The 18,927-nt window shown below is 45.8% G+C and carries 16 protein-coding genes; 12 read left to right on the top strand and 4 right to left on the bottom strand.

What is annotated here, in order from left to right:
* The first annotated feature begins 93 nt into the window (after positions 1-93).
* Positions 94-1,239 (top strand): molecular chaperone DnaJ, encoded by a 1,146-nt coding sequence (gene dnaJ / locus KI743_RS14240; RefSeq protein ID WP_032551376.1) that lies wholly within the window; start codon positions 94-96, stop codon positions 1,237-1,239.
* 132 nt (positions 1,240-1,371) lie between these two features.
* Here dnaJ and KI743_RS14235 read toward each other — a convergent pair whose 3' ends face one another.
* Positions 1,372-1,809: a type IV pilin protein gene (locus KI743_RS14235; protein ID WP_285466912.1), complete on the bottom strand. Its 438-nt coding sequence runs from the start codon at positions 1,807-1,809 to the stop codon at positions 1,372-1,374.
* A 102-nt stretch (positions 1,810-1,911) separates the two neighbouring features.
* Here KI743_RS14235 and KI743_RS14230 point away from each other — a divergent pair, with 102 nt between their 5' ends.
* The 8 genes from KI743_RS14230 (at position 1,912) to tadA (ending at position 10,401) form a co-directional block, all read left to right on the top strand.
* Positions 1,912-2,460 (top strand): GspH/FimT family pseudopilin, encoded by a 549-nt coding sequence (locus KI743_RS14230; RefSeq protein WP_285466910.1) that lies wholly within the window; start codon positions 1,912-1,914, stop codon positions 2,458-2,460.
* Complete coding sequence (locus KI743_RS14225) at positions 2,444-3,079, top strand: PilW family protein (RefSeq protein WP_285466909.1); 636 nt, start codon at positions 2,444-2,446, stop codon at positions 3,077-3,079. Before KI743_RS14230 ends, KI743_RS14225 begins: the two co-directional genes overlap by 17 nt.
* Positions 3,076-4,422 carry a hypothetical protein gene (locus KI743_RS14220; RefSeq protein ID WP_285466908.1) on the top strand — a complete coding sequence of 449 codons (1,347 nt, stop codon included), beginning with the start codon at positions 3,076-3,078 and terminating at the stop codon, positions 4,420-4,422. Before KI743_RS14225 ends, KI743_RS14220 begins: the two co-directional genes overlap by 4 nt.
* Complete coding sequence (locus KI743_RS14215; protein ID WP_285466907.1) at positions 4,412-4,861, top strand: prepilin-type N-terminal cleavage/methylation domain-containing protein; 450 nt, start codon at positions 4,412-4,414, stop codon at positions 4,859-4,861. The genes KI743_RS14220 and KI743_RS14215 overlap by 11 nt, the downstream gene beginning before the upstream one ends.
* 297 nt (positions 4,862-5,158) lie before the next feature.
* Positions 5,159-6,721 carry an AbgT family transporter gene (locus KI743_RS14210; protein WP_150871211.1) on the top strand — a complete coding sequence of 521 codons (1,563 nt, stop codon included), beginning with the start codon at positions 5,159-5,161 and terminating at the stop codon, positions 6,719-6,721.
* Positions 6,722-6,892: 171 nt separating this feature from the next.
* Complete coding sequence (locus KI743_RS14205; protein WP_285466906.1) at positions 6,893-8,173, top strand: hemolysin family protein; 1,281 nt, start codon at positions 6,893-6,895, stop codon at positions 8,171-8,173.
* A gap of 542 nt (positions 8,174-8,715) precedes the next feature.
* Positions 8,716-9,564 (top strand): hypothetical protein, encoded by an 849-nt coding sequence (locus tag KI743_RS14200; RefSeq protein ID WP_285466905.1) that lies wholly within the window; start codon positions 8,716-8,718, stop codon positions 9,562-9,564.
* A 264-nt stretch (positions 9,565-9,828) separates the two neighbouring features.
* Positions 9,829-10,401, top strand: coding sequence for a tRNA adenosine(34) deaminase TadA (gene tadA, locus KI743_RS14195; RefSeq protein ID WP_050487422.1), 573 nt, complete (start codon positions 9,829-9,831; stop codon positions 10,399-10,401).
* A gap of 136 nt (positions 10,402-10,537) precedes the next feature.
* Here the strand turns inward: tadA and KI743_RS14190 are convergent, their stop codons facing one another.
* Positions 10,538-10,663 carry a hypothetical protein gene (locus KI743_RS14190; protein WP_261903694.1) on the bottom strand — a complete coding sequence of 42 codons (126 nt, stop codon included), beginning with the start codon at positions 10,661-10,663 and terminating at the stop codon, positions 10,538-10,540.
* Between the two features lie 356 nt (positions 10,664-11,019).
* A complete protein-coding gene (locus KI743_RS14185) occupies positions 11,020-11,442 on the bottom strand; it encodes an organic hydroperoxide resistance protein (protein ID WP_285466904.1) in 423 nt (140 codons plus the stop codon).
* Between the two features lie 102 nt (positions 11,443-11,544).
* On the opposite strand from KI743_RS14185, the gene KI743_RS14180 reads away from it, so the two are divergent.
* Entirely contained in the window at positions 11,545-12,012 is a 468-nt protein-coding gene (locus tag KI743_RS14180) for a MarR family winged helix-turn-helix transcriptional regulator (protein WP_285466911.1), read from the top strand.
* Positions 12,013-12,082: 70 nt separating this feature from the next.
* Here KI743_RS14180 and mltF read toward each other — a convergent pair whose 3' ends face one another.
* Positions 12,083-13,681, bottom strand: a complete 1,599-nt coding sequence (gene mltF / locus KI743_RS14175) for a membrane-bound lytic murein transglycosylase MltF (RefSeq protein ID WP_285466903.1) — start codon at positions 13,679-13,681, stop codon at positions 12,083-12,085.
* Between the two features lie 308 nt (positions 13,682-13,989).
* Between mltF and purL the strand changes: the two genes are divergently transcribed.
* Positions 13,990-17,886, top strand: coding sequence for a phosphoribosylformylglycinamidine synthase (gene purL, locus KI743_RS14170; RefSeq protein WP_285466902.1), 3,897 nt, complete (start codon positions 13,990-13,992; stop codon positions 17,884-17,886).
* A 281-nt stretch (positions 17,887-18,167) separates the two neighbouring features.
* Positions 18,168-18,704, top strand: coding sequence for a DUF3332 domain-containing protein (locus tag KI743_RS14165; protein WP_032551394.1), 537 nt, complete (start codon positions 18,168-18,170; stop codon positions 18,702-18,704).
* The last annotated feature ends 223 nt before the right edge of the window (positions 18,705-18,927 follow it).

Raw genomic sequence — 18,927 nt, 5'->3', positions numbered from 1 at the left:
TCGAATCTCGAATCTCGAACCTTTATCTAGATTGATACACAAGCTACTGAAAGAAGTAATTTGGTAGTGGCAATAAATTTGGTGACTTAGAACATGTCAAAACGTGATTTTTACGAAGTATTAGGCGTTAGCCGTGATGCATCAGAGCGCGATATTAAAAAGGCGTACAAACGCTTAGCAATGAAGTTCCACCCAGACCGTAACCAGGGTGATGAAAGCGCAGCAGAAAAGTTTAAAGAAGTAAAAGTAGCGTACGAGATCCTTACTGATTCTCAAAAGAAAGCCGCTTACGACCAATATGGTCACGCAGCCTTTGAACAAGGCGGTATGGGCGGTGGCGGCGGCTTCGGCGGCGGTCATGGCGATTTCGGTGACATCTTTGGTGATGTGTTTGGCGATATCTTCGGTGGTGGTCGTCGTGGTGGCGGTCAGCAACGTGCACAACGTGGTTCAGACCTACGCTACAACATGGAACTGACTCTAGAAGAAGCGGTTCGTGGTGTATCGAAAGAGATCGAAGTACCAACGCTAGTTGAGTGTGACACTTGTGACGGTAGTGGCGCGAAGAAAGGCTCTTCAGCTCAAACCTGTGGTACGTGTCATGGCCATGGCCAAGTTCAAATGCGTCAAGGCTTCTTTGCTGTTCAACAAACGTGTCCAACGTGTAACGGTAAAGGCAAGATCATTAAAGACCCATGTAACTCTTGTCATGGTCAAGGTCGTAAGCAGAAGACCAAAACACTTAACGTTAAGATCCCAGCTGGCGTGGACACGGGCGACCGTATCCGTCTATCTGGCGAAGGCGAAGCGGGAGAGCAAGGCGCTCCAGCTGGCGACCTATACGTACAAGTTCACGTAAAAGAGCACAACATCTTTGAACGTGACGGCAACAACCTTTACTGCGAAGTACCAGTAAGCTTCTCTATGGCTGCGCTAGGCGGTGAAGTTGAAGTTCCTACACTCGATGGCCGTGTAAACCTTAAGGTGCCAGAAGAGACACAAACGGGCCGTATGTTCCGTATGCGTGGCAAAGGCGTGAAAGGCGTTCGTGGCGGCGGTGTGGGTGACCTTATCGTTAAGCTAGTGGTTGAGACACCAGTTAAGCTAAGCTCTCGTCAGAAAGAACTTCTACGTGAGTTTGAAGAGACATGTGGCGGCGAAGCGGCAAGTAAGCACAAGCCTAAGTCTGAAGGTTTCTTCAGCGGCGTGAAAAACTTCTTCGATGACCTAACTAAGTAATTTAGGTGATTGAACTCTTAAGTTATTGATACTTTAACTTAATGATGAAAATCGAAAGCCTGCTCATGTAGCAGGCTTTTTTGTACCTCAAATCTAGCTTCTTATCTTACCTCTGTTTGCCTAATACCGTCTTCACATCCAACAAGCTTCTGGGTATTCAACATTGGCGTTGTTGAGAGTCAGCACTTTGGGGCTAACTCCATCAAAACAATCATCTTTATCTTGCCCAACATCTGACTGTGGCGTGGCGGTAATCGTATAAGCGGCTGAGGCTGAACTGGCAACATTGAATGAAAATCTTGAACCGTCGGTATCGCAAATTAAGCAGTTGCTCCCTGAGATGATACTACTCCAGTCATAACCATTGTCGTAACTCGCCTCTAGCTCTAGTTGTATGCGAGCGATGTCGGAGATAGCAGCGGCGCGATGACCGCTTAAAACATGATTGGTATAGCTTGGATAGGCAATAGCACCCAAGAGCCCGATGATGGCAACCACAATCAATAACTCGATCAATGTCATTCCTTGTAAACGTATGTTGTTGCTGTTGCATATATTTTTTCGAATCATCACGAGGACTTCCTTTTCACTAGTCAGGCTATTTTTCTTCGGTGATAGCATCGGTGCAAGATTAAATACGGTTACGCAATCTGTTACATAAGGATTTGGGAAATGACTCGCGGGTTTACGCTTCTAGAGCTGCTGATCACTGTCGTGGTACTTTCAGTACTGTTGGCTGCGGCTGCCCCGAGTTTTAGCTCTCTGTTGGCGTCTTCCAAACTTCAAAGGCTCGCCCCTGAGGTTCATGGCTTTTTGGTCACTGCTCGCTCGGAAGCGATTGCCCGTAATCAAGAATTGCACCTGCTATTTTTGGTTTCGAATGTGTTAGGTGCGATTGAGGATTCAGAGGGTGAATGGGATTTGGTTGTGAGTACTACCGCTTCGTATGTTCCAGATAATGTGGTGATGCATCTTGATGGCTCAGCCTATCGAGATATCAAAGTCTCGTTCAGCTTTTTAAATCAGAACTCAATCTCGATTGACGGAGTAAGAGGGCGTTTTATCAACGGCAACGTCACTATGGCTTCAGTGAGTGTACCGTCTGAAGAACTCTCGGTTAAAGCATCAAACACAACAGGGCGCATTCGGGTTTGTAGCAGCGATCCAAACAGTGATGGGCGCAATAGCATTGGTCACTATGGTTATGAGATCTGCAATTAAGTCTGCTCAAGGTAGTACCTTGGTTGAGATGATGGTGGCCTCTGCAATCGGCGTGATTGTAATCGGGACGATTGGTAGTGTGTTTATCACTAACCAGCAACTTAGCTCAGAGAAAAGCCTAGAGCTGCTCCTATCACAGAACTTGTTCTCCACGACTCAAATGATGAAAGAAGAGATTTGGCGTGCTGGATATAACGCCGATGCTGGCCAATCGCTAAAGTTGTCTGGGGCATCAAATACAATTTATACCCAGCAAGTCAGTGCCGATGAGGCTTATCTTGGCTTTGTGTACCTGCAAAATAGTGCCTCGTCTGCTTACCGAAACATTGTTTATAAGTTCAAAGACAACAAGCTCAACTACTGCCTAGGGGAATCTACAGATATCTTGGCTATCGATGAAAAGCCATTCAGCAATACAAGCGGAGATGTAACGATGACGTGTCAAAGCTTGTTCTTCGAGCGACAAATTCAGGTAGATGCATTTTCTGTTTCTGTCGAAGACCTATCCAGCAGTCAGGCAAGTTCGCAAAGGATCGACGTGACGCTTGAGGCGTCGCTAGTGAATGCGAATCTGAGCCAGCAAGTAATGACATCCGTTGTACAAAGGAACTGGCAATGACGAGCAATCAGCAACGAGGAGCGATAACGCTGCTGTTAGTCAGTATTTTGCTAGTTGGTGTGCTGATCGTTTCTCTTGGCCGTTTCAAAACCACTTACTATCAAATCAAGCGGGCACAAAATGAGGTTCAAGCGCGTAAAGATCATTGGCAAGCGGAAGGGGGATTGGAGTGCACGTTTAGTTATCTACGCGAAACGGGTAAACAAGTCTCAGACATCGTTGGGCCATCGTCTCAACCTTCGGAGTTTATCGATTGGTGTAGTCCCTACGATCAGCAACCAAAGATCACTACGCGCAATGGCACGGTAAGTGGTAGTCATGTTGTCGAAGCGGCCATTGATCGTTATCGAGTCACTAAAACCCTACGCGATAGCTCGTTACTCGGAGCAGGGGCGATTCAATCCACGGGTCCTATCGAGGTGGTTGGTACTCTAACCCTCCAACCAACAGCCAAAGAGACGCCAATCAATGGCAATGAACATGAGTGCATCAGCATCTCTTTTGGCGACCTTTTTACCTATCAATATGATTCGACCCATGGTGACTCAGGGCAGGTATTAGGCTTAGAGGTGAAAGACCCAAGTGCTGATGGCCCATTTTTTGGTTTCGACGGTGTTTGTCATCCCGACTACAAAACTGAAATCGCCAAAGGCGCAACGGGTACAACTTATTCGATCTATGCGCCTGATTATTATCAAAAAAACAATCCAGCGCCGTTCAAGAAAGACTTCAATCCAGACCCGACTCTTGATCCATTTTATTCGTTCTTTGGCATGCCAAAAACAGAGCAGAACATTCTCGAACTCTCGCAAGATTCTGATAAATTTAGACAAATTCAACTGCTCAACCCAACCGATTGCGGCAGTGAAATCATGAATCATTTCACTGCCGGGCAAACAAAAGGGCTCTGGATTGAAGGCAACTGTTATATCAACGCCTCAGTAGCAGCCAATCTTAATGCTGCTCAACTACTGGTGATTCACGACGGCGCTTTTGCGTTGAATGGTGCGATGACATACAACGGCGTGATTTATCACCTTGTCGATTACGCCGATAGCACAACCAAATCTCGTATTGATGACTTTTGGGAGTCGATAACCACTTCTTCGACACCCAGTGCGTTTACACCGTTTGTTAAACCACTGAATGATCCAACGGTGGAGAAAAAAACAGTAGGGATCCAATTTGCTTCAGGGCTACCCGCTGGTGGACTTATCTTTGACGTAAAGGGCGGGGTATCGACTATCGTAGGTGATATGGATCTCTACTATCGTTCAAATGCTAACCCAATTGATCCACCCTCAATTTATCAATGGAAAAAGGGCTCTTGGAATGACTTCTAACCAAAGCGGCTTTAGCTTACTTGAAGTGCTTATCTCTTTTCTGTTAGTGGGCGTGGCGGCGTTGGGTATGGTCAAGTTGCAGACCTATACTGAGCAGAAAGCGGATTATGCAATTCAGAGTGTGGAAGCACTGCATTTTGCTGAAAGGCAATTGGAGTATTACCGTACTCGGGCGAACAATGTTAGTGGGGCTGTGGGACTGATTCGTTTCTCGGAACTTCATCAGTCAAATCACTGTCTCAACACCGATAGCTCTAATCCGTTATCTGGTTTATCAGGCTCTGAATACTCACTCAGCTGCTCTGTCGAAAACGCCGATGGTGCTTTGTCGGGTGCTTTGCGTAATATTATCGTCACCGTTGCATGGCAAGATCGAATGAGTCAGACGCAACGCATAACGCTCAAAACTACGCTCTCTAAATACAGTGAATTTGATTGATTCACTACGCAAACGTTTAACCGAACTCCTCTCCCTATCGCCTCAATATTGATAATTTTCACTCCTCGGACATTGTTTACGTGCTAGTTAAAAAACTGTATATGGAATGGTGTTTTTTGTGTTTTTATCTTGTTGCTGCTATATGGTGTTTTTGCAAAATATGTCTCCATTTATGGAATTTTAGGTGGAATCTTGTGCTTTTTCGGGGTGGTTTTAATAGAATATGTGCTGTACCAATAGGCCCTGGTCAACAACTATATTAGGCCTAAATAAAACAACATCACATATGGAGTTACCATGAGTAACCAAGCAGTAAATAAAGCACCTGCTCCTGAAAAAATCAGTGGTATGGATCGCTTTCTAAACTTCATTGAACGCGCCGGTAACAAGATCCCAGATCCTGCGATCCTGTTTTTCTGGGCACTAGTTATCGTATGGGTATCATCTGCTCTTTTGTCGAATGTTTCATTCGATCTAATTAACCCTCGTACGGGTGATGCTCTAGAAGTCAACAACCTACTTACTGGTGAGGCTCTAGCGAGTTTCCTAGCAAACATGGTAACGACATTCACAGGCTTTGCACCGCTAGGTATCGTACTGGTAGCTATGCTAGGTGTTGGTGTTGCTGATTCTTCAGGCTTCATCACTACGGGCCTAAAGAAGATGCTGAACTTCACGCCAGCTAAACTTCTAACACCAATGCTAATCCTAGTTGCTATCGTTTCTCACACAGCAGCTGACGCAGGTTACGTACTGGTTATCCCACTAGGTGGTATCATTTTCCACGCAGCGGGTCGTCACCCTCTTGCGGGTATTGCGGCAGCGTTTGCTGGTGTATCAGGTGGTTTCTCTGCAAACTTCATCCCTTCTGGTATCGACCCACTACTAGCGGGCTTCACTCAAACTGCGGCAAACGTTCTTGACCCAGACTACGTGATCAACCCATTAGCGAACATCTTCTTTACTGGTCTATCTTCAATCATCATTGTGGGTATCGGTTGGTACGTAACTGAGAAGATCATCGAACCTCGTCTTGCGAACACGCCAGTTGATGAAGATGCTGAAGAAGCACCGGATCTAGGTACCTTCACTGCGATTGAATCTAAAGCATTCAAATACGCGGGTTGGGCAATGGTTGCTGGTATCGCACTATTGGTTGCGGCTCTTATCCCAGAAAACTCTGCACTTCGTTCTCCTGAAGGTGAGCTGACGGCGTTCTCTGCACCAGTAATGAAGTCAATCGTTCCATTGATCTTCATCCTGTTCATCATCCCAGGTATCGTTTACGGCCGCGTTGCGGGTACGTTCAAGAACAGCAACGATGTTATCAAAGCGATGTCTGACACGATGGCAACGATGGGCGCATACATTGTAATGTCGTTCTTCTGTGCACAGTTCCTATCTGCATTTGGTCAATCAAACATCGGTACAATGCTAGCGCTTTACGGTGCTGAAGGCCTGAAAGCGATGGACCTACCGGGTGAAGCTACAGTTGTTGGTATGATCCTTCTAACTGCAGCCGTTAACCTTCTAGTTGGTTCTGCATCAGCTAAATGGGCTCTGATTGGTCCAATCCTAGTTCCAATGCTAATGGCGGTTGGTATCTCTCCAGAGCTATCTCAAGCGGCTTACCGTGTGGGCGATTCAGTATCTAACATCATCTCTCCACTAATGGTGTTCTTCCCACTGGTTGTTGTTTACTGTCAACGCTACGTTAAGTCGACAGGTATCGGTACACTGGCTTCTCTAATGATGCCGTTCTCTATCGCAATGCTGATCGGCTGGTCAATCTTCCTACTAGGTTACTGGGCACTAGGTATCCCACTGGGTATTCAAGCACCATACACTTACACAATGTAAGATTGAACTAAGCGATATTAAGCTTTATTTATTCTTAAGCCCGCACCGAAAAGTGCGGGCTTTTTTCGCTCTATTTTTCGATCTTTTTTATATCAAAAAGCAAGGTACTCAGCTTATACTCCAAATCACGGCTATTTGGTGGCCGGTACAAATTAGGAAATCCCATTCATCATGAAAATTCTGCTTCTGGTAGGGTTAATTGTTTTAAATGGTCTGTTTGCCATGTCAGAGATTGCATTGGTAGCAGCAAAAAATAGTCGCTTAAAGCGTTTAGCTGAAAAGCATCGTTCTGCACAGGTCGCTCTAGACTTAAAAGAAAACCCAACGCGGTTCCTTTCTACAATCCAAATTGGTATCACGGTTATTGGCTTGCTTAGCGGTATTGTCGGTGAAGCTACACTATCAGCCCCACTTGCTGTGCAATTAGAGTTGTGGGGACTGGAAGCAACTCAAGCAAACATACTATCGACTGCGGTTGTGGTTGTTGGTATCACTTACTTTGCGATTGTCATTGGCGAACTTGTGCCTAAGCGTTTTGCACAGTCACAAGCAGAAACCATTGCGGTATTGGTTGCTCTGCCAATTAATTGGCTTTCTAAGCTCACCACGCCATTTGTGTTTGCTCTGTCTACCTCAACAGAGGGGATATTGAAGCTTATGGGACGCAATGGTAGCGAAGATAGCGTCACTGAGGATGATATCTATGCTTTGGTTAAAGAGGGCTCAGATACGGGCGTCATAGAGCGTGGCGAGCAAGAGATGATCCGAAATATCCTGCAGTTGGATGATCGACTGGTGAGTTCACTGATGACACCTCGTCGCGACGTCGATTTTCTCGATATCGAACAGCCAATTGAGGCGCTGCTGAAAAAGATAAAAAGCTCCAAGCACAGCGTCTTTCCAGTTTGCCAAGAAGGCATGAGTAAGGTGCTAGGCACAGTGTCAGCAAAAGCTCTGTTGAATAACAGCCATCAGCTGAGTCTGCAGGTAATTATGGGGTTATCCAAACCGCCTATTTATCTTCCTGAATCGATGAAAGGCTTACGCTTACTGAGCTACTTCAAAGAGTCGGGTACGCAAATGGCGTTTATTGTCGATGAGTATGGTGATGTTCAAGGCTTAGTGACCCACTACGATGTGCTTGAAGCGATTGCAGGAGAGCTTTCAAGTAACCCGAATGACCTTTGGACGGAGCAAACAGAGCAGGGCATGCTGGTGGATGGTCTGATTCCGATCAGCGAGCTCAAAAATCGCTTAGACCTTTCTGAACTAGAAGGTGAGGAAGAGGGCTTTCAAACACTCAACGGCATGATCACTTGGCTCATGGGCCGCTTACCAGACGTCGGTGAAGTGGTGCAGTGCCAACAATGGTCATTTGAAATTGTCGCCGTAGAGAACAACCGAATCATGAAAGTGAAGGCCTTACCGTTAGAGCAAGAAGTGGCCGAATAGTCGGGTTCTACTTTTATTGTTATAGAAACAAGGTGTGCGTAATGCATGCCTTGTTTTGTTTTAGGCGGACTGATTTTGGTTTTTCATTAATATAGCAAATGTAAGACTTTGAATTTTCTAATTTAACTAAGTGATTGTATGTTCATTGAAACTGTATATTTCTTCGATATTAATCGAGGTTCTGTATTTAGTTTTAGATTGATATCTTTCTGATGTCATTGATGCGAAAAGGACTGTACTTGTCTGTTCTTTTTCACGTTTTCAGCCTAATAGATAGCTGTTGATGAAATGCTTTTTAACGGTAACACTTAGTTAGAGTTACATGTGGTTTTTGTTTTAACATTATGATTTTTAAGTTTTTTATTTCTGGTTTATCTATCAATTAGGTTGAAATAGGTAAACGGATTTCGTTTATAAAATCAAAATCTTTAATGAGGTGTTTTACGTTGTTCCAAGCCTTTGTGCTCAGTATCGTTTTGGTCGCTCAGAACCGGGAAGAGTAATTAATCAATGCTTTGCACACGTATTAAAGGTTTTAAAAAATGAAGAAAATCAGTTTTGTAGCAGCAGCTGTAGTATCAGCTATCTCACTGCAAGCGAACGCAACTTCTATTGAAGTTTACGGCGATGAAAATGACGTAATCGGTATGTATGGTGACTACAACTTCGGTGAAGATGGTCAGCACTATGTTACTGGTGAGGTTACTAATGATAGCTTTGTTGAGCTAGGTTACGGCTACAGCATTAATGAAAACTTTGACCTCGGTGCATCATATGTACAAGGTGGTTACGGCGGTGCTGATGAAGTGCGTGTCAAAGCCTCAACTGCATACACATTAGGTTCTTCACTGACACTTTCTGGTGGCGTTGAGTACCACCACGGCTTGGATAAAGTTGGTGCTGATTTCTGGGCTCCTACATCAGGCGGAAAAGGCGATGGTCAAGGTGTTAACCCAGATGGCCATGATGGTATTCTTCCTGCTCCAGGTCCTCACGATGGTGTTTTGCCTGCAGCAGCTAACCACGATGGTACATTACCAGCTCCACAATTTCCTGATCATGGTATCGACCCTCATGTTCTACCAGATATCGGTATCCAAAACCTAAGCTTGGCTGATGGCAACAACGAATCTCAAGTAGTGAAAGTGAACCTAGGTCTTGATTACAACATCGCTAAAACAGTTGTACTTTCTTACGACTTAGATGCGTACTCACAGCTTGCGGAAGGCATCTATGTGGATGGTGAAGAAGTAGATAGCGAGTGGTCAACATCTACATTGAAAGCGACTTACGTTAACTCTGGTGAAGTTCAACCATACGTTAAAGTAGCTGCAGACAACTCTGACATTGAAGATACCACCTTCACTGCTGGTGTTGTTATCGCACTGTAACAAGCAATTCTTGTTCGCTTTGGATGTAAATCCCTACCTTTAAGCTCGGATGCTTGTTGTCAGCAGTCATGGCATTTTGTTTCACGACCACTCAAGGAGTGAGTGGTTTTTTTGTTGTCTTTACTGTGAAGTGAGCAGCAGGTTACAACTCCGCGTGAGTTAAAATAATTCCCCCAATTCCCGAAGTAACGGTATGGTGATACATATTGAACAAGAAAGTATCGACTGGTTTGATAACATTGTTCATGATCACCAAGATTAGGTATGCTCAGCGCATGCCTTTTTTGTTTTTGGGAGTTTCTTTTGTCTGACCATCAATTTACATCGCAAGATGAAGCTTTTATGCGCCGCGCTATGGAGTTAGCACATCAAGCTGAGCTTGAGGGTGAAGTGCCGGTTGGGGCTGTATTGGTAAAGGATGGTGAAATCATTTCAGAAGGGTGGAACCGTTCGATTGGTAGCCATGATGCGACCGCGCATGCTGAGATTGAAACCCTGCGTAAGGCGGGTCAAACATTAGAGAACTACCGTCTTCTCGATACCACGCTCTATGTAACATTAGAGCCATGCCCTATGTGTGCAGGCGCTCTTCTTCATAGCCGAGTGAAGCGTATTGTCTTTGGAGCACCAGACTTGAAAGCAGGGGCTGCTGGTACGGTATTGAATCTGTTCGATAGCCAAGCGTCATACCATTATGCGGATGTAGAACATGGCTTGTTGGAAGAGGAGTGTCGTTCTCAACTACAGGCATTTTTCAAAAGGCGTCGTAAAGAGATTAAAGAGAAAAAGCAGCAACAGAAGTTAGCGCAAGCAAAAGACGCTCAAGAAGGGAGCTAGTTTAACGGCGCGTGGTTTTTAGGTAGATCTAATCAGGAGTTTTGATTCTAGCAAACATCCAATACTGTTCGAGTTGATGTGTCAAAGTGACATTTCGAGATTGAATTAGATGCTTGCTGATGATGTTTTTTTCAGTTTAAAGCATCTGTACGAAAGCTCGGTTTCGCCAGATGATCTTCTTCTTGTTGTTGGCTAGCATGCGCTTACGGCGGTTAGCCACCACGGTTTTATAAAGGCGTTTAGAGCGTAACTTACGTTTCATCTTTTTTAACGGCCTCCCACTATCAATATCAGCTGTGTTTAGCAGCCAGAGTTAAGATTAAATATACCCAATACAAGCTCTTTGAGTATGTTAGTTTGCAGCGCCACTTCAACGGCACCCACCTTATAGGTCAGTTCTGTTGCAAGTTAATGACAAGTGATGCCGGTCATTCTTCATATGTATGGTAATCAAAGATGGTTTTCAAGTAGCAAAATCGGGTTGAGTGATTGTGGTGGCAGACTGAATTGAGAGAATGGTTAGCTTTTCGCCAACGAGACAACAAGCACCTCCTCTATAAATAGAAACACCGGCCAGTTAGCCGGTGTTTTTTAGTTTTTTTGGGGAGGGGAGATAGCTTAGATTGCTTCGCCGTTTACAGTCACTGCAACATCGATGTTGCCACGGACTGCGTTTGAGTATGGGCAAACCTGATGAGCAACTCGAGTCAGCTCAAGAGCTTGTTCTTGTGGGAGGTCTAGCTCGACTGCAAGGCTTACGGTAAGCGCAAATCCACCTGTTTGATTTGGGCCGATACCAACTTCTGCAGTCACTGGTGCTTTGGCTAGCGTAACTTTCGCCTCACGAGCAACGTGTAGGATAGCGTTTGAGAAACAAGCTGAATAACCAGCAGCAAATAGCTGTTCTGGGTTAGTAGCTAGACCAGTGCCTCCCATCTCTTTTGGGTAAGCTAGTTCTAGCTCTAGTAAACCATCGTCAGTTTTCACTTGTCCATTACGGCCAGCAAGAGCGGTTGCTTGAGTTGTGTAGAGTGTTGTCATATCGTTTCCCTTTTTGTTTTAAGTTGCGCGCAATTTAATTGCTTGCAATCTTATATCGAAATAAGCCGTGAATGCAACTATATTGTGCGCAATTTATTTTTAATGCTCGCGCCAATCAAACCAGAAGTAGAGAACGATATGAGTAGTGATGATCAGTTATTGTTGGATAATCAGGTGTGCTTTCCTCTGTATAGCGCAGCGAATGCTATGGTTCGAGCATATCGCCCGTTATTGGATGCGTTGGATTTAACCTACTCTCAATATTTGGTGATGATGGTGCTTTGGGAGCAAGATGGTGCCAGTGTGAAAGATATTGGCTCACGATTGCATTTAGACTCGGGGACTTTGACACCACTTTTGAAAAGGCTAGAAGGCAAAGGGTTCGTTGAACGAAGTCGTTGTGAGCACGATGAGCGTGTGCGAGTGCTCAAATTGACAGAGAGTGGAGTAGAGCTAAAAACTCAGGCGAGATCGGTTCCTGATGCTATGAAGTGCAAGTTGACCTTGGAGCTGGATGAGTTGTTAGCTCTGAAGACTTTGTGCGAAAAGGTATTAGAGAAGCTCGGTTAGCTTTTCCTTTAAGACAAACACCAAAAAGCCACACCTATGTGTGGCTTTTTCATTGATGGTGACCTGCGTTCTATTCTTCGCTCGGTACTGTGTCGCTCGCCTCGGCTGCGGAGACCGCACCACTGATGGTTGAGTCAGCTCCTGAAATCGCAAGAGGCGGAATCACGATAAGGTCTTCCATACTTGCTTCACGCTCCTCTTCGGTACGTTTGTTTACGTGGCCGATGATACTTTGGTAATAACGACGAATGTTCTCTACATAGTTCTTGGCTTCGTCACCACGAGCATAACCGTAGCGGGTTTGGCTGTAGTACTTCTTCTGTCTTAGTAGAGGCAGTCTGTCTTTTACGTCACTCCAAGAGTCCGGATCGCCACCTTGTGCTTTAGTGAGTCGACGCGCATCCATCATATGTCCATAGCCAACATTATAGGACGCAAGCGCAAACCAGATCTTCTCATGCTGCTTGATAGAGTCAGGGATTCGGTTAACGATACGACGCAGATATTCCACACCACCTTGAACCGACTGTTTTGGATCCAAACGGTTAGTCACACCCACGCTCTTTGCGGTCGGTAGGGTCAACATCATCATGCCTCGCACCCCTGTCGGAGATTTCGCAACAGGATTCCAGTGAGACTCTTGATAAGCCAATGCGGCAATCAAGCGCCAGTCAAACTCCTGCGAGTACTCTTGAAACAGTGGTGACCATTTCGGTAGCTTGCTGTCCAGTGCACGAATGAAGGCGCGAGTGTCTACGTAGTCGAAGCTTCCGATATGACCGATGTATTTCTCTTCTAGAGTTGCGAGTTCACCAGACTGTTTAAGATTACCGAAGAACTCAATCAGCAACGCATACAAGCTCTCATCTTCTGATTTCTTTAAGTACCAAGAAATAGGTTGGTCTTCCGTTAACTCGAACGCTAGCGCCAGGTCAGGGTAGAGGCGTTGTGCCAGTGACAGCTCAATGGAGTCTGCAACCGTAAAGCTCAGCTCACCCTTAGAAACCTGTCTTAATAGATCGTTAATATCTGCATTACCGACCGACTCGTAGATAAAGTCAGGATTGGATTGTTGAAGTTGGTTGAGGGTTGGTTCGAAGTGAGACTCTTCAATCACAACAAGAGCAGGAGCCAATCTGTCGTCGATGGTTGTTAGCTCACTGTTTTCTTCATTCTGCTCTTGGCTTTGTTGTTCTATGAATTCTGCTTGGCGTTTGTTCTCAAATTCAATCAATTGTTCGAGGTTACGCGGACGCCATTGACCTTTCTTGTACACCACCTGTTGGCTTACGTAATAGTAAGCGGGTGCAGCACGGTAGCCGCGGGTGTGCTCATTGTTCTGAGTTAGTCCTGTTGCGATAAGGTCGATTTCACCTTTTTGCAAAGCAGGGAATAAGCCAGACAAGCGGTATGCAGGCTTCATTTCTAGTTGCACGCCGAGCTGCTCTGCAAACTCTCGAGCCAATTCATAATCCAAACCCGCAGGGCCATCTGGGCCGATATAGTAAGAGAGTTGGTTATTGAGTGTTCCAACTCTTAATACGCCGCGCTCTCGGATCTGCTCCAAGTCGCTTTTCGGTTCCGACTCAATTTGACAACCCGCTAAACCAGTGATGGCGATCGCGATGAGAAGAAGTTTGGATGAAAAAATGCGCGTAAGTGTATGCATCAAAATGAAATCTCAAAAAAGTGACTTCCCTTTATATCAAACCGTTTACTCCCGGCAAAGTGACTTTGGGTAAACGGAAGTAAAAGTGGCTAGAAATGCAGCAAAAGTAACAATTGCCAAGAAACATGAAAAAAATGACGCAAACGGTTGCTTTTTTGGTTACGTCACAAAAATAATTGCTATATAATGCGCCCGCAACAGAGAGGTGGAATCGGCATAGGTTCGAAGAAAAACAGTTAGGTTACTCCTAAAACCCACTGAATTTATTCCAATATCACCTTAATCAATTGCATAAGAGACCTAAGCACATGAGAATTTTTCGTGGCTCCCCAGCTCTATCTGAATTTCGTGTTAACAAGCTTTTAGAGCTTTGTCGTGAACTTGGCCTACCTGTTACAGGCATCTACGCTGAATTTGCGCACTTTGCAGATCTAACTGCCGACCTAAATGATCAAGAAGTTGAGAAACTAGAAAAACTTCTGACTTACGGTCCAACAATTGAAGAGCACGCGCCAGAAGGTCTTCTTCTACTAGCAACTCCTCGCCCGGGCACTATTTCGCCTTGGTCTTCAAAATCAACGGATATCGCAAACAACTGTGGTCTAGATAAGATTGCACGTCTGGAGCGCGGTACCGCTTACTACATCGAATCATCGGCAGAGCTTTCTGAGCTTCAACTTGTTGAGCTAAAAGCTATCCTGCACGATCGCATGATGGAAGTTATCTTTACTGACTTTGAATCAGCAACCGCACTTTTCCAAGTTGCAGAGCCTGCGCCAGTCGCTGACGTTGACCTACTAAAAGGTGGCCGCGCTGCGCTTGAAAACGCAAACGTTACCCTTGGTCTTGCACTTGCAGATGATGAAATCGAATACCTTTACGATGCGTTCGTAAACAAGCTAGATCGCAACCCAACAGACATCGAGCTAATGATGTTTGCACAAGCGAACTCAGAGCACTGTCGTCACAAGATCTTCAATGCAGACTGGACTATCGACGGCGTTAAGCAAGAGAAGTCTCTGTTCAAGATGATCAAGAACACATTCGAAACCACGCCAGAAAACGTGCTGTCTGCATACAAAGATAACGCAGCGGTAATGGTAGGTTCGGATGTAGGTCGTTTCTTCCCGAACCCAGAAACTCGCCAATACGGTTACAACCAAGAGAAAGCGCACATCCTAATGAAGGTGGAAACGCACAACCACCCAACAGCTATCTCTCCATGGCCGGGTGCTTCTACTGGTTCTGGTGGTGAAATCCGTGATGAAGGCGCAACGGGAATTGGTGGTAAGCCAAAAGCAGGTCTTGTTGGTTTCACTACATCTAACCTACGCATCCCTGGTTTTGAACAGCCATGGGAAACAGATTTCGGTAAGCCAGGTCGTATCGTTAACGCTCTAGATATCATGCTAGAAGGTCCACTAGGTGGCGCTGCATTCAACAACGAATTTGGTCGTCCAAACCTACTGGGTTACTTCCGTACTTACGAAGAGAAAGTTAACTCTCACGCAGGTGAAGAGGTTCGTGGTTACCACAAGCCAATCATGATTGCTGGTGGTATGGGTAACATCCGTGACGAGCACGTACAGAAGAAAGAGATCCCTGTAGGTGCAAGCCTAATCGTGCTTGGTGGTCCTGCAATGAACATCGGCCTTGGTGGCGGTGCAGCATCTTCAATGGCATCGGGTCAATCAGCAGAAGACCTAGATTTTGCATCTGTACAGCGTGAAAACCCAGAGATGGAACGTCGTTGTCAGGAAGTTATCGACCGTTGTTGGCAACTTGGTGATGCTAACCCTATCGCATTTATCCACGATGTGGGCGCGGGCGGTATCTCGAACGCACTTCCAGAGCTTGTAGATGATGGCGAACGTGGTGGTATCTTCCAACTGCGCGATGTACCAAATGATGAACCAGGCATGAGCCCACTTGAGATTTGGTGTAACGAATCTCAAGAGCGTTACGTAATGGCTGTTGCGCCAGAGAATATGGAAGTATTCGATGCGATCTGTAAGCGTGAACGTGCACCATACGCAGTTGTTGGTATCGCAACAGAAGAGCGTGAACTGAAACTTGAAGATTCACACTTCGAGAATACGCCAATCGATATGCCAATGGATGTGCTTCTTGGTAAGACGCCTAAGATGCACCGTGATGCGAAAACGCTTAAAGCGAACAACCCAGCGGTTAACCGTGACGGTATCGAGCTAAACGAAGCAGTGGATCGCGTTCTACGTCTTCCAACGGTTGCAGAAAAAACATTCCTAATCACTATCGGTGACCGCACGGTGACTGGTCTTGTTGCGCGTGACCAAATGGTTGGCCCTTGGCAGGTTCCAGTAGCAAACTGCGCGGTAACCGCAGCAAGCTACGACACTTACCACGGCGAAGCAATGTCGATGGGTGAGCGTACGCCAGTTGCTCTACTAGACTTCGGTGCTTCGGCTCGTCTAGCAGTTGGCGAAGCAATCACAAACATCGCTGCGACAAACATCGGTGATATCAAACACATTAAACTGTCTGCAAACTGGATGTCTCCAGCTGGCCACCCGGGCGAAGACGCAGGTCTTTACGAAGCGGTGAAAGCGGTGGGTGAAGAGCTATGTCCAGCACTTGGCCTAACTATCCCAGTTGGTAAAGATTCAATGTCGATGAAGACAAAGTGGGAAGAGAACGGCGAGCAGAAAGAAGTAACGTCTCCGCTATCTCTAATCATCACTGCGTTTGCTCGTGTTGAAGATGTTCGTAAGACAATCACTCCGCAACTACGTACTGACAAGGGTGATACTTCACTAGTTCTTATCGACCTAGGTAACGGTCAGAACCGTCTAGGCGCAACGGCACTAGCACAGGTTTACAAGCAGCTTGGTGATAAGCCAGCAGACGTAGATAACGCAGCACAGCTAAAAGGTTTCTACGAAGGCGTACAAACTCTAGTAGCAAACGACCAAGTAGTCGCTTACCACGATAAGGGCGATGGTGGTCTATTCGTTACTCTTGCTGAGATGGCATTCGCGGGCCACTGTGGTGTTAAAGCTGACATTGCTGACCTTGGCGAAGATGCGCTAGCTGCACTATTCAACGAAGAGCTAGGTGCAGTACTTCAGGTTAAGAACGACGATCTAGATTCTGTACTTTCAACGCTAGCAGCGAACGGTCTTGAAGCATGCTCACACGTTATCGGCTCTGTTGAAGCGTCTGATGAGCTAGTGATCACTTCTGGTGATACAGTGGTTCTAGAGCGTAACCGTACTGAACTACGTACTATCTGGGCTGAGACAACGCACAAGATGCAAGGTCTACGTGATAACCCAGCATGTGCTGACCAAGAGCACGAAGCGAAGAAAGACAACTCAGACCCAGGTCTGAACGTTAAGCTAAGCTTCGATGTGAACGAAGACATCGCAGCACCTTACATCGCGAAAGGTGCTAAGCCTAAGATGGCAATCCTACGTGAGCAGGGTGTTAACTCTCACGTTGAGATGGCTGCAGCATTCGACCGTGCTGGCTTCGAAGCAACTGATATTCACATGAGCGACATCCTAACGGGTCAAGCGGTATTAGAAGAATACAACGGCCTAGTAGCTTGTGGTGGTTTCTCTTACGGTGACGTACTAGGTGCGGGTGAAGGTTGGGCGAAATCTATTCTGTTCAATGAGCAAGCTCGCAACCAGTTTGAAGGCTTCTTCCAACGCGAAGATACGTTCTCTCTAGGTGTATGTAACGGCTGTCAGATGCTATCGAACCTGAAAGAGCTAATCCCAGGTGCAGACCTGTGGCCACGTTTCGTTCGCAACGAATCTGAGCGTTTTGAAGCTCGTTTCAGCTTAGTAGAGGTGCAGAAGTCTGATTCTGTATTCTTCGACGGCATGGCTGGTTCTCGTATGCCAATCGCAGTATCACACGGTGAAGGCCGCGTAGAAGTACGTGATGGTGGCCACCTAGCGGCGATTGAAGCATCTGGCACAGTTGCAGTTCGTTACGTAGATAACCACGGTAACCCAACGCAGCAATACCCGAACAACCCGAATGGCTCGCCAAACGCAATCACAGGTCTAACAACTCAAGATGGCCGTGTAACTATCATGATGCCGCACCCAGAGCGTGTATTCCGTACAGTTGCGAACTCTTGGTCTCCAGAAGGTTGGGGCGAGAACGGCGCTTGGATGCGTATGTTCCAAAACGCACGTAAGAACCTAGGTTAATCTGACTTAGTTTAATATGCATCTTGGCTTGTATTGGGCATTAGCCAAGTTTATCGGGAAAAAAGTTTAAAGCGCAGGTCGAAAGGCCTGCGCTTTTTTTATGTAAATCTTCCCAAGCTGAGTAAAAAGATTTTCTTTGCAGTTTGCTGTTCTAAAAAACTGCACTAGGCTAAAAGTTGTGGAATCAAATTGTTAGGCTTGTATCTTTCCTTGAGGAATGTCAGTAGTTCGTCGCTAGAGATAACGAGTCTGAACCAATCACTATGGCACAAGAGGGAACTATGAAAACAATCACAAAAGCAGTTGCAGTGGCCGCCGTTGTTATGTCTTTGGCTGGGTGTGTCGGCAGTAACGCCGTTACCGGAAAATTGATGAAGTTTAACGTGGAAGTCGTGGATAACCGTTATGCGCGTGCTGGGGTCAACTTCTTACTGGCACCTGTATATGCGTTAACAACCGCAGCGGACTACATCGTGTTTAACTCATTAGAGTTTTGGACAGGTAAAAACCCACTAACAGGTGCACCGCATATCTTTGATAGTAAAGTCGATACCATGATTGACGTAAACGACAGCCTGGATGACTCTCTCAAAGAAGCGCCTGTTGCTCCAATTACTTATCAACGTCAAATTCAGTTCGGTGAAATGCAACAAATTGATGAGAACACCATTCGTATGGATATCACTTACAACGATGGTGAAAAGGCGGTATTGATGGGGGTACGTGATGGCGATAACGTCAGTTACTACCTTGATGGCGCATTAGTCTCTGAAACCTCGATTCAAGCTCTAGAACAGTTAGCTGCTGAGAAAGTGTAACGCTGTCTATTTTCTACAGATAAAAGAAAAGCCGCTGGAGTTAACTCCAGCGGCTTCGTATTTTCTAGCATCTAGCATCTAGCATCTAGCATCTAGCATCTAGCATCTAGCATCTAGCATCTAGATTAGTTGTTGCTGTGCAGCTCGCTGTTTAGTTCAACTGCTGATTTGTTAGCAAGACATTCAATTTGACCAGTCACTGAGTTGCGACGGAATAGTAGGT

The organism is Vibrio sp. D420a (assembly GCF_030248625.1).
In the GTDB taxonomy this organism is placed as follows: domain Bacteria; phylum Pseudomonadota; class Gammaproteobacteria; order Enterobacterales; family Vibrionaceae; genus Vibrio; species Vibrio fortis_A.
The sequence above is the reverse complement of the archived record's forward strand: the minus strand, read 5'-3'. Positions and strand labels throughout refer to the sequence as shown.

Coding starts and splice junctions, on each gene's coding strand:
- KI743_RS14200 (WP_285466905.1), top strand. CDS start 8,716: ATGAAGAAAATCAGTTTTGTAGCAGCAGCTGTAGTATCAGCTATCTCA.
- KI743_RS14215 (WP_285466907.1), top strand. CDS start 4,412: ATGACTTCTAACCAAAGCGGCTTTAGCTTACTTGAAGTGCTTATCTCT.
- KI743_RS14210 (WP_150871211.1), top strand. CDS start 5,159: ATGAGTAACCAAGCAGTAAATAAAGCACCTGCTCCTGAAAAAATCAGT.
- tadA (WP_050487422.1), top strand. CDS start 9,829: ATGCTCAGCGCATGCCTTTTTTGTTTTTGGGAGTTTCTTTTGTCTGAC.
- KI743_RS14235 (WP_285466912.1), bottom strand. CDS start 1,809: ATGATTCGAAAAAATATATGCAACAGCAACAACATACGTTTACAAGGA.
- dnaJ (WP_032551376.1), top strand. CDS start 94: ATGTCAAAACGTGATTTTTACGAAGTATTAGGCGTTAGCCGTGATGCA.
- KI743_RS14220 (WP_285466908.1), top strand. CDS start 3,076: ATGACGAGCAATCAGCAACGAGGAGCGATAACGCTGCTGTTAGTCAGT.
- mltF (WP_285466903.1), bottom strand. CDS start 13,681: ATGCATACACTTACGCGCATTTTTTCATCCAAACTTCTTCTCATCGCG.
- KI743_RS14230 (WP_285466910.1), top strand. CDS start 1,912: ATGACTCGCGGGTTTACGCTTCTAGAGCTGCTGATCACTGTCGTGGTA.
- KI743_RS14180 (WP_285466911.1), top strand. CDS start 11,545: ATGCTCGCGCCAATCAAACCAGAAGTAGAGAACGATATGAGTAGTGAT.
- purL (WP_285466902.1), top strand. CDS start 13,990: ATGAGAATTTTTCGTGGCTCCCCAGCTCTATCTGAATTTCGTGTTAAC.
- KI743_RS14185 (WP_285466904.1), bottom strand. CDS start 11,442: ATGACAACACTCTACACAACTCAAGCAACCGCTCTTGCTGGCCGTAAT.
- KI743_RS14205 (WP_285466906.1), top strand. CDS start 6,893: ATGAAAATTCTGCTTCTGGTAGGGTTAATTGTTTTAAATGGTCTGTTT.
- KI743_RS14225 (WP_285466909.1), top strand. CDS start 2,444: ATGAGATCTGCAATTAAGTCTGCTCAAGGTAGTACCTTGGTTGAGATG.
- KI743_RS14165 (WP_032551394.1), top strand. CDS start 18,168: ATGAAAACAATCACAAAAGCAGTTGCAGTGGCCGCCGTTGTTATGTCT.
- KI743_RS14190 (WP_261903694.1), bottom strand. CDS start 10,663: ATGAAACGTAAGTTACGCTCTAAACGCCTTTATAAAACCGTGGTGGCT.